The organism is Pseudomonas sp. 05N434, from assembly GCF_056396965.1.
On sequence record NZ_JBFTMK010000203.1, the window covers coordinates 1 to 10,653 of the forward strand.

Annotated in this window: 7 protein-coding genes and 1 pseudogene; 5 read left to right on the forward strand and 3 right to left on the reverse strand. The window is 62.3% G+C overall.

Going from position 1 to position 10,653, the window contains the following annotated elements; translation table 11 throughout:
- Together AC1DLB_RS14625 and AC1DLB_RS14630 are read right to left on the reverse strand one after the other, a co-directional pair.
- Positions 1-200, reverse strand: a 200-nt coding sequence (locus tag AC1DLB_RS14625; RefSeq protein ID WP_477785180.1) for a LysR family transcriptional regulator, incomplete at its 3' end; no start/stop codon positions are given.
- Between the two features lie 100 nt (positions 201-300).
- Positions 301-1,500: an MFS transporter gene (locus tag AC1DLB_RS14630; protein WP_138867477.1), complete on the reverse strand. Its 1,200-nt coding sequence runs from the start codon at positions 1,498-1,500 to the stop codon at positions 301-303.
- Positions 1,501-1,745: 245 nt separating this feature from the next.
- On the opposite strand from AC1DLB_RS14630, the gene AC1DLB_RS14635 reads away from it, so the two are divergent.
- From AC1DLB_RS14635 to AC1DLB_RS14650, 4 genes are all read left to right on the forward strand, one after another.
- Complete coding sequence (locus AC1DLB_RS14635) at positions 1,746-2,696, forward strand: cytochrome c (RefSeq protein WP_477785181.1); 951 nt, start codon at positions 1,746-1,748, stop codon at positions 2,694-2,696.
- Positions 2,693-3,166, forward strand: coding sequence for a (2Fe-2S)-binding protein (locus AC1DLB_RS14640; protein WP_105345943.1), 474 nt, complete (start codon positions 2,693-2,695; stop codon positions 3,164-3,166). Before AC1DLB_RS14635 ends, AC1DLB_RS14640 begins: the two co-directional genes overlap by 4 nt.
- On the forward strand, positions 3,163-5,400 hold the full coding sequence (locus AC1DLB_RS14645; RefSeq protein WP_477743162.1) for a xanthine dehydrogenase family protein molybdopterin-binding subunit: 2,238 nt from the start codon (positions 3,163-3,165) through the stop codon (positions 5,398-5,400). Before AC1DLB_RS14640 ends, AC1DLB_RS14645 begins: the two co-directional genes overlap by 4 nt.
- A gap of 150 nt (positions 5,401-5,550) precedes the next feature.
- On the forward strand, positions 5,551-6,663 hold the full coding sequence (locus AC1DLB_RS14650) for an alkene reductase (RefSeq protein WP_477743163.1): 1,113 nt from the start codon (positions 5,551-5,553) through the stop codon (positions 6,661-6,663).
- A 114-nt stretch (positions 6,664-6,777) separates the two neighbouring features.
- Here the strand turns inward: AC1DLB_RS14650 and AC1DLB_RS14655 are convergent.
- Positions 6,778-9,607, reverse strand: a pseudogene (locus AC1DLB_RS14655) (FAD-binding and (Fe-S)-binding domain-containing protein).
- Positions 9,608-9,766: 159 nt separating this feature from the next.
- Between AC1DLB_RS14655 and AC1DLB_RS14660 the strand changes: the two are divergent.
- Entirely contained in the window at positions 9,767-10,651 is an 885-nt protein-coding gene (locus AC1DLB_RS14660; protein WP_096480274.1) for a LysR substrate-binding domain-containing protein, read from the forward strand.
- Positions 10,652-10,653 lie beyond the last annotated feature (2 nt).

The following is a 10,653-nucleotide window of genomic DNA, read 5'->3' on the forward strand; positions in this document are numbered from 1 at the left end:
TCGAAATGGGTTTGCCCGGCGACGGTCACGCTGGTGTTGCGTGTCGTGCGGTTGAGCAGGCTGGCGCCCAGCTCGTTTTCCAGCCCCGCCACCTGGCGAGTGACCGAAGACGTCGAGATGCCGAGCTTGCGCGCCGCGGAGGAATAACCGCCGCAACGCACGGTTTCAACAAACATCTTCAGTGCCAGCAACTTGTCCATAAGCGGAATCCGGTCAAAAAGAAACGGTGATGATAGTGCATCACCGTTCGCCAGCCGTCTTGTATGACCGTGCTTCACCGGACTCCCCCACACCCGGCGCTCAGGCATTGGCCTTGCGGCCGAGGAACATCACCAAAGCCAGGGTCGGGAGCAATGCCACCGACGCGGCAGACAGGTTCCAGCCGAAGTGCTCGTAGAGCGGGCTCGCCACCAGCGATCCCAAGGCACCGCCAACGAAGATACTGGTCATGTACACGGCGTTGAGTCGTGCCCGGCTGTGCGGGTCGATGGCGTACACCTCGCGCTGGCCCAGCACCATGTTCAGTTGCACGGCGAAATCCAGCAGCACCGCACACACCACCAGCCACAGGTAGCTGCTGCCGGGCAGCGCAGCGATCAACAATGAAACCGGTGCCAGCAGCAGTGCGACCCGTGTTCCGCGGTGGCCGTGGCCGGCATCGGCCAAGCGCCCGGCAATCGGCGCAGCGACTGCACCTACCGCTCCGACCAGGGCAAAAATCGCCACCTGCGCCTGGCTGAAACCGTGGTGACGCATCAGCTCAATCGGTGCAAGCGTCCAGAACAGGCTGAAGCTGGCGAACAATAACCCCTGATACAACGAACGTTGACGCAGCACCGGATGGCGACGAGCCAGGGTAAACACCGAGCCGATCAGCGCGGCATAAGTCGCCTGATGCGTCGGCACACGGCGCGGCAGCGCAGCCGCGGTGATCAGGGCGATGACGGCCATCAGTGCCGCCGCGCTGTAAAACACCCCGCGCCAGCCGAACACTTCCACCAACAGGCTGGACAGCGGACGCGACAACAGAATGCCCAACAGCAGCCCGCTCATGATATTTCCCACCACACGACCTCGCGTGGCTTCGGGTGCCAGATGCGCCGCCAGTGGCACCAGAATCTGCACCGCAACCGAAGTAAGGCCGATCAGCAATGAAAACACGAGGAACATCGACGGCGAGTGCGTCAGCCCGGCACACAACAGCGTAACGCTCGCCGCGAGGGTGAAACCCACGACCAGACGCCGGTTTTCCATCAGGTCGGCCAGCGGCACCAGCAACAGCAGACCCAGCGCATAACCAAACTGTGTGAGTGAAACGATCAGGCTGGCATTGGCGCTGGACAGGCCGATCTGTGGCGCGATCAATTCGACAATCGGCTGGGCGTAATAGAGGTTGGCCACGACCGCGCCGCAGCAAAATGCCAGGAACGCGACCATCAGGCCGGAGAGTGAAGCAGGCTGTTCGGCCTTGGCCGCTGCTGCGGGGTTACCCGTGAGCATGATGACACCTCGTTGAGTTCGGGAAAGTGATGCCAAGGCTAAGGGCACGGGTCGATGCAGAGAATCCGTGCCCCCTGCAACGGAGTGATGCGCCATCCGCAACGGTGCCGGCGTTGCTGTTGGCGCAATGCGCTATTGCGCGACCTGGCAATACTCCGGCGCTTGCGCTTTCTCTAACCTTGGGCACTTGGCGCAGGGCTCTCCATCAGCGCCCTTCCCCGGTTGTTCAAGGAGCTGTTCATGACATGCGTGAAGGGATCTCCCGCGATGGCCACTTCCTATACCCCGCCTTCCCGTACGTGCACTACCGGCGCATGAGCGAAGGCGACATTGCCGACGCGTATGCGTACTTGATGAGCGGTCCTGCCGTGAACTCACCGGCCATGCAAAACCGCATGAATTTCCCGATGAACATCCGGCCGCTGGTGTCGTTCTGGAATCTGCTGTTCCTGCATGCAAAGCCGCTGACGCCGGTGGCGCAGCAATCTGAAGCGTGGAATCGCGGACGTTATCTGGTTGAAGGCCCCGGCCACTGCGCGGGCTGCCATTCACCGTTGAACCTGATCGGTGCCGAGAAGTCCGGCGAGAGCCTCGCGGGCGGTAAGGTGGATGGCTGGGAGGCGCCTTCGCTGCTCGGCATGGCCCGTCGCGCAAACCCGTGGAGCACTGAGCAGTTGGTCCACTATCTGCGGGCAGAAGTGGTGGACGGGCACGGCACAGCCGCGGGCCCGATGCGCCCGGTCAGCCTCAGTCTGGCTCGCTTGCCGGTCAGTGACGCCGAGGCGATTGCCGAGTATTTGCTGAGCCTGCAAACCAAGGCTGCGATCACCGAAATCCAACCCGGCGCCGGGAACGTTGAGACCTTGGACCAGACCAGCGGCGCCCTGCTGTTCGCCAGTGCCTGCGCCGGTTGTCATGCCCCTGCGGCGCCGATGCGCGAGATCGACGGGCGTCCGGCGCTGGATCGCACCTCGGCACTGCAAGCCCCAAGCGCACGCAACTTCCTGAAAACCGTGCTCGAAGGCGTGCCGGCAATTCCGGGCGTGCCCGGACCGGTCATGCCGCCGTTTGCCGCCAGCCTGAACAACATTCAACTCGCAGCCCTGGCGTCATACCTGCGCCAGCAAGCCAGGCCTGACCAACCCTGGACAGAGCTTTCTTCCACTATTGAAGCGATCCGTCAGGAGACGAAATGACCCAAGTCACGCTCAACGTCAACGGCTCGGCCCAAGCCTTGGAGCTGGAACCTGACATGCCGCTGCTCTATGCGCTGCGTAATCATCTGGGGCTGAACGGCGCCAAGTACGGGTGTGGTTTGGGGCAGTGCGGCGCCTGTACGGTCATCGTCGATGACAAGCCGGTTTTTTCTTGCGTGACGCCCTGCGCGGGCCTTGAGGGCAAGAAGGTTCGAACGGTTGAAAGCCTAGGTTCTGCTGAACGTCCCGGCCCTTTGCAGAAAGCCTTTATCGACAAACAGGCGGCTCAATGCGGCTACTGCATCGCCGGCATGCTGATGCGCGCGCAGTCATTGCTTGAAAGCAATCCGCACCCGGACGAGCAGACCATTCGCGAGCACATGGCAGGCAACCTGTGTCGTTGCGGCACCCACCTGCGGATTATCGAGGCAATCAGCCTGGTGGCCGGGCAAAACGGGAGCGCGACATGACCGTGGAGAAAAAAGTCGACCACAGTCGCCGGGCTTTCTTGCGTGGAGGCGCCTTGCTGGTGGCGTTTACCCTGGTGCCGGCAGCGCGTCGTGCATGGGCCGACACCGAAGTGGATACCCTCGGCACGGTGGTGCTGGCGCCTGATCTGCCCGGCAGCCTGCGCACCAATCCCTACCTCGATGCGTGGATTCGCGTGGGCCCTGAAGGCATCACCGTCTACACCGGCAAGGTCGAATTGGGCACTGGCGTCAAAACAGCCTTGCTGCAAATTGCCGCCGAACGTCTGGAGGTTTCGCCGACGGCGATCAACCTGCTGACTGCCGACACTGCCCTGACGCCCAACGAAGGCTACACCGCTGGCAGCCATAGCATTTTCGACAGCGGCACCGCGCTGTTCAACGCGGCGGCGCAGGTGCGTGAGTTATTGCTGCAGTCGGCCGGGCGCAGCTGGGAGGTGGCACCGCCATTGTTGACGACGCAGGAAGGCGTCATTCACGGCCCTGCCGGACAACGAATGTCCTACGCTGACGCCGTCGAAAACGTCGATCTGCACCTCTATGCCAAGTCCGAATCGCCGGCAATGCCCGCGACGGGCTTCAAGCTGATCGGTCATTCGCTGCAACGACTGGACATTCCGGCAAAAGTCAGCGGCGGCCCTGCATTTGTTCAGGACATTCGTCTGCCGGGCATGCTGCACGCTCGGGTCATTCGCCCTCCTCGTCCCGGCTGCACGCTGGAAGCCTTCGACGCGGAGTCGATGAAAACGTTGTCCGGGGTTGTGCAGGTGATTCGCGACGGCAATTACCTTGCCGTGGTGGCGCGTGATGAATGGCAAGCGATCAAGGCCATGCGCAGCGGATATGAATCGGCGCGCTGGAGCGGTGGACAAGCGATACCCGAGTCACGGGACATCCACACATTGCTCGAGCGCCTGCCTTCACGCCGCTACCCGATCAGCCATGAGGGAACCCCACAGGTGGCGACCGACAAGAGCTATCGAGCGCGCGTGACCAAGCAATACCTGATGCACGGATCCATCGGCCCGTCCTGCGCCGTGGCCTGGTTCAAAGACGGCACCCTCACCGTCTGGACCCACACCCAAGGCGTGTATCCGCTGCGCGCCGGGATCGCCGAAATGGTGCGGCTACCGCCCGAGCGCGTTCGCTGTATCCACACCGAAGGGTCCGGTTGTTACGGCCACAACGGCGCAGACGATGCAGCGGCCGACGCGGCGTTGATTGCCATGCGAATACCGGGCACGCCGGTGCGAGTGCAGTGGATGCGCGAGCAGGAAAATCTCTGGGAACCCTACAGCTCGGCGATGGTGACTGAAGTGCAGGCCAATCTTGATGCGCAAGGTCGACTGCAGGACTGGAACTATGAACTGTGGACCACGCCGCATAACGAACGCATCGTCAACGCGGGCCGGTTGCTGCCGGCGCGACTGCTGGCCCGACCGTTCATCTCTGCGCCTTCGGTGCCCATCGCTCAACCTGAAGGCGACGGCGATCGCAATGCCGTGCCGCTGTACACGCTGGCATCCACGCGCATCAACATGAACTTCGTCACTGAGATGCCGTTTCGCACCTCTGCCATGCGCTCGCTGGGCGCGCACATCAACATCTTCGCAATCGAGGCGTGCATCGATGAGCTTGCCGCCAGGGCCGGGAGCGATCCGGTGGCCTTGCGCCTTGCCCATCTGGCGGATCCCCGGGCGCGGGCCGTGGTGGAGCGCGTGCGCGACGCCATCGGCTGGCCGCAAAAAAGCAGCGAACCTGGCGCGGGCATCGGCTTCGCGTTTGCCCGCTACAAAAACATCATGGGCTATTGCGCGATCGCGGTGCGCTTGCGCGTACATCCGCAGACCGGCGAGGTGCAGGTCGATCACGTCGTCACGGCGGTAGACGTCGGGCAAATCGTCAATCCCGATGGCCTGCGCAACCAGGTGGAAGGCGGGATCGTGCAGTCCACCAGTTGGACGCTGTATGAAAAAGTCGCCTATGACGCCGGGGGCATACGCAGCTACGACTGGAGTGGCTACCCGATCCTGCGCTTTTCGCAGGTGCCGAAAAAGGTCGACGTGCACCTGCTCGACCAGCCGGGACAGCCGTTTCTCGGCGCCGCCGAAATCGTCCAGGGACCGATGGCCGCCGCCCTCGGCAATGCCGTGGCGAACGCTACCGGCCGACGCTGGCTGAACCTTCCTTTGACCCGCTCGGAGCAACCGTCCTGACCCTGCGCAGCGTTGCGTTTCACGCAATGCAGCGTAGAGGCTGATGCGGATTATCAAGCGGCATGCAGCGGATTAACTTACGGCCATACGGTGCCTGGCCAAACGTCCATCGCCGCCCTGCTCCCTCTATTCGAAATCTGGAGAAACTCTATGACGCAGCAACTGTTCCAACCCATCGCATTGGGGCCGTACACACTCCCGCACCGAGTGGCGATGGCGCCGCTGACCCGCTCTCGTGCCGGGCAACCGGGCGATGTCCCTACGGCCATGAACGCCGAGTATTACCGTCAGCGTGCGAGTGCCGCATTGATCATCACCGAGGCGACGCAAATCTCCCGACAGGGCCAGGGCTATGCCTGGACCCCGGGCATCTACAGCGATGAGCAGGTACAGGCCTGGCGCGAAGTCAGCAGCCAGGTGCACGAGGCCGGCGGTTTGATCTTCATGCAACTCTGGCACGTGGGCCGCGTGTCGCACCCAAGCTTTCAGCCCGACAACGCCCTCCCGGTGGCCCCGAGCGCATTACCCGTGCCGGGCAAGACGTTCATCGTCGACGCGGATGGCAAAGGCGTGTGGGGCGATGTGCCGGTTCCGCGGGCACTGGAAACCTCGGAGATCGCTGACATCATCAACGACTACCGCCGGGCCGCGCGCAATGCGCTGAACGCCGGGATGGATGGCGTGGAAATTCACGCAGGCAACGGCTATCTGTTGGATCAGTTCATCAACAGCAACAGTAACCAGCGCGAGGATAGCTACGGCGGCAGCCTGGAAAACCGTGCGCGCCTGTTATTGGAAGTGGTTGCGGCCGTCGTCGACGAAGTCGGTGCGCAGCGCGTGGGCGTACGCCTCACGCCGATGGGACGCTTCATGGGCATGGGCGATGAGACGCCGCAAGCTACGTTCGGCCACATCGTGCGTTCGTTGAACCAGTGGAATCTGGCCTACCTGCACCTCGTCGAGCCTGCCGTCGTCGGCACCGTCAAGGACGAGAACTTCGATCCGCGCTGGGATGCAATCATCGGCCAACTGCGTGCAGCGTGGGACGGCGTGCTGATGATCGCCGGTGGCTACGACCCCGAGACGGCGGAACAGGCCTTGATCGACGGCCGCGCGGACATCATCGCGTTCGGCAGACCGTTTCTGGCCAACCCTGATCTGCCACGGCGAATTCGCGACGGGTTGTCGCTCAATGCGCCGGATCCGAGCACCTTCTTCGGTGGCGATCAGCGTGGATACGTGGATTACCCGGCTCACTCCTGACAGGTGAATCCAGACCATCAATGCACCTTGGCGCGCCCGTGGGCGCCCTGTCCGACGGGCAGGAGCGCCGCGCCAAGGAATTGATGCTGCGTGCAATCAGCCGCAGCGTTTGCATCAGCGAACTGGCTGAACAATGCGCTCTAACACAACCTCCAGTGGATGGCGCAATTGCGTGTTGGCGAAGCGCTTCACCTGACTGCGGCAGGAGTATCCCGTCGCCAGCGCCTCACCCTTTTTGTCCAGCTTGCCGGCCCATGACTGCTCGAAAATGGTCCGCGAGGTGTCCTGGTTCCGGGCTTCATGACCGTAGGTTCCAGACATGCCGCAGCAGCCGGTCGCCTCAGTCGTCAGCTTGAGCCCGAGCCGGGCAAAAACGGTTTCCCATTGCGAAGTGCTGGCCGGGACATTGGTTTTCTCGGTGCAGTGCGCCAACAAGCGGAATGTATCAGTCGCCGGATGCGGATTTTCCGGCAACGCATCGCAGAGCCATTCCTGGGGTAGCAGGACCTTTGGGCAATCGTTGAGCCCCGGTACTTTCTGATATTCCTGGCGGTAGACCAGGGTCATCGCCGGGTCCAGACCCACCAGCGGCACTCCACAGTCGGCGAGCGCCTTGAGCTGATGGGCGTTGCGGATCGCCGCCTTGGCGAAGGCACCTAGGAAACCCTGCACATGTAAAGGCTTGCCGTTGGGGCTATAGGGCGCCAGAAACACCCGATAACCCAGCTGATGCGCCAACTGAATGAAGCTCGCCAGCAATGGGGTTTCGAAGTACCGGGTGAAGGCGTCCTGCACCAGCACCACGCTGCGCTCGCGTTGCGCGACAGTGAGCTCGCGCAAGGCTGGCACACTGGCGACAGCGACCTTGCAGCGGGTCAGCGTGGCCTGCAGGTTATGGCGATTGATCAACGGACTGTCGAGCATACCGACCTGTCGCTCAAGCAGACGGCTCACCCATTTCGAGCTCATCACCGCGTTGTACACACCTGGCGCGTAGGCCATGTAAGGCAGGGTGAACTCCAGCGAGCCGATCAAATAGTCGCGCAGCGGGCGTTGATAACGACCGTGGTACAGCTCCAGAAATCGCGAACGGAATTCCGGCACGTTGACCTTGACCGGGCATTGTCCCGCACAGGATTTACAGGCCAGACACCCCGCCATCGCGTCGTAGACCTCATGGGAGAAATCCGCCTCGCCACGCGAGCGCGCCAGGTTATTGCGCAACCGCGTTGGCAACCCGCTCAGCCACGACAATTTGCCTCGGGCCGCTTGCAGTACATCGATATTGGCCGCGCCTTGCAGACGCAACCACTCGCGAATCAATGAGGCCCTGCCCTTTGGCGAATGCTGGCGTTCACGGGTGGCTTTCCACGACGGGCACATCGCATCGTTGGGATCGTAGTTGTAGCAGGCGCCATTACCGTTGCAGTGCACGGCGGAGCCGAAGCTTTGCCAGACGCGCTCGTCGATTTGCCGGTCCAGGTCACCACGCAGCGTGACTTCATTGACCTTGAGCAAGCCTTGGGCGGCGTCCGGCGGAGTGCAGATTTTGCCGGGATTGAGCTGATTGTGCGGGTCGAACGCCCCCTTGAGCGATTGCAGCGCCGGGTACAGCTCGCCAAAAAACTCGGGGACATATTCCGAACGCAAACCTTTGCCGTGCTCACCCCACAGCAGCCCCCCATAACGCCGGGTCAGCTCGGCCACGGCATCGGAAATCGGCTTGACCAGAGCGGCCTGGGCCGGATCTTTCATATCCAGCGCCGGACGTACATGCAACACACCGGCATCGACGTGACCGAACATGCCATAGGCCAGGCCATGGCTATCCAGCAAGGCGCGGAACTCAGCGATGTAGTCAGCCAGTTTCTCCGGCGGCACGGCGGTGTCTTCGACGAAAGGCTGCGGGCGAACCTCGCCGTCGACGTTACCCAGCAGCCCGACCGAGCGTTTGCGCATGGTGTATACGCGGGTCACGGCTTCGGCCCCCTCGGCCAGGGTGTGGCCCAGTCGCTCAATCGTCGTGTCGGCCTGCAGATGCTCCACGAACGACGCCACGCGAGCATTTACGTCCACCAGGTCTTCCCCGCTGAACTCCACCAGGTTGATGCCCAGCGTCGCGCGCCCGGCGTCCGTCGGGAAGTACTCGGCGACGCTGTGCCAGACGATGTCTTTCATCGCCAGCATCAACACTTTGGAGTCCACGGTTTCGATGGACAACGGTTTGTGCGCCAATAACGCATTAGCGTCGCGCAACGCATCCATGAAGCTGCTGTAGCGCACGTTCACCAACACCGAATACTTGGGAATCGGCAGCACGTTGAGCTTGGCCTCGACGATGTAGCCCAACGAACCTTCCGCACCGCACAGCACACTGTTGAGGTTGAAACGCCCGTGCTCGTCGCGCAGGTGCGCCAGGTCGTAACCGGTCAGGCAGCGGTTGAGTTTCGGGAATACCGACTCGATCAGGTCGGCCTGGGTTTCCTGAATGTGCCGCGCCGTCCGGTACACCTCGCCGATGCGGCCGGATTGCGTGCATGCCACTTCCAGCTCCGCGTCGGACAGAGGCCGGCTGTGCAGGCGCTCGCCACCGAGCAGCACCGACGTTGATTTCCAGGATGGTGTTCATGTGCCGCGACAAGTCGACCACGATGCCATCGGTCAATGACTGGCCGTTGGTGCCGGTGCCGCCGCCTCGCGGGGTCAGCTTGATCTGGCGAAAGCGTGGTTCGGCCATCAAGGTCGCGATGCGTGCGATGTCGTCCGCGTCCATGGGGAACACCGCCGCTTGCGGCAGGCGCTGGTAAATCGAGTTGTCGGTCGCCAGCACGGTGCGGGTGGCGTAGTCGGCGCTGAGCTGGCCACGAAAGCCGCTGGCGCGCAGGGCCTGAAGAAATTCCGGGTAGTGTGCCGCGAGTGCAACGGTGGGCAACTGAGCGATCATCGCAGGCTGTTCTCTTGTCGGTCTAATCATGGAAAAAATCAAAACACTTGTCGCCTGAGCATTAATGGGTCAGCCTCAGGTCGTCGGCTACGCCAATGATCCTGCAGGCTCTGGCGCCGGACAAACGGATAATCCTGCCGCTATCGATGACTTTTACGAATGAATTACCGTCACCTCACGCCCTCGATGTCGTTGCTGCTGGCCTTTGAGGCCGCCGCCCGCCATGAAAGCTACACCCGTGCCGCGATGGAACTGTCACTGACCCAAAGCGCCGTGAGCCGGCAAGTCCAGGCGCTGGAACAGCAACTGGGCCTGACGCTGTTTCGCCGTGAAGGCCGGCAAGTGCAGTTGACCGATGTCGGTCGTCTCTACCAGCGGGAAATGAGCGAAGCGCTCGGACGCATCCGCAGCGCCACGTTGCAAGCCATGGCTTATCAATCCGGCAGCGGCACCTTGCGCCTGGCCACCTTGCCGACTTTCGGCTCGAAGTGGTTATTGCCGCGCCTTCATGACTTCTACAAAACCCATCCCGGCATGCTGGTGCACATCAATTCCCGGATCGACGCCATCGACTTCGAAACCAGCGGTATCGATGCCGCGATCGTCGTCGGCAATGCCGATTTGCCGGGTCTGATCAGCCATCGCCTGCACACCGAAGAACTGATGGTGATCATTTCTCCAGAAGTGGCCGAGCTCCACGACGCCTGGACGCCGGAGCGCATTGGCGCACAGACACTGCTCAACGTCGCAAACAACGCCAACGTCTGGGGCGAGTGGTTCAGCCATCACGGCCTGCCCCATCGAATGATGCGGCTGGGGCCGAGTTTCGAACTCACCTCGCACTTGATCCAGGCCGTCAGGGCTGGCATCGGCATCGGTTTGGTGCCACGTATTCTAGTGGCCGACGAGTTGGCCAACGCAGAGCTGATCAGCCTCGACCAGCCGTTCGCCAGCCAGCGCAGCTACTACCTGACCTACCCGCCGCGCAACGAAATGCTGCCATCGCTTATCGCGTTCCGTACCTGGTTGCTGGAACAGATCTAAAC

Excerpts from the sequence above, each read along its gene's own strand:
- AC1DLB_RS14640 (WP_105345943.1), top strand. The coding sequence starts at position 2,693 with ATGACCCAAGTCACGCTCAACGTCAACGGCTCGGCCCAAGCCTTGGAG.
- AC1DLB_RS14630 (WP_138867477.1), bottom strand. The coding sequence starts at position 1,500 with ATGCTCACGGGTAACCCCGCAGCAGCGGCCAAGGCCGAACAGCCTGCT.
- AC1DLB_RS14660 (WP_096480274.1), top strand. The coding sequence starts at position 9,767 with ATGAATTACCGTCACCTCACGCCCTCGATGTCGTTGCTGCTGGCCTTT.
- AC1DLB_RS14635 (WP_477785181.1), top strand. The coding sequence starts at position 1,746 with ATGCGTGAAGGGATCTCCCGCGATGGCCACTTCCTATACCCCGCCTTC.
- AC1DLB_RS14650 (WP_477743163.1), top strand. The coding sequence starts at position 5,551 with ATGACGCAGCAACTGTTCCAACCCATCGCATTGGGGCCGTACACACTC.
- AC1DLB_RS14645 (WP_477743162.1), top strand. The coding sequence starts at position 3,163 with ATGACCGTGGAGAAAAAAGTCGACCACAGTCGCCGGGCTTTCTTGCGT.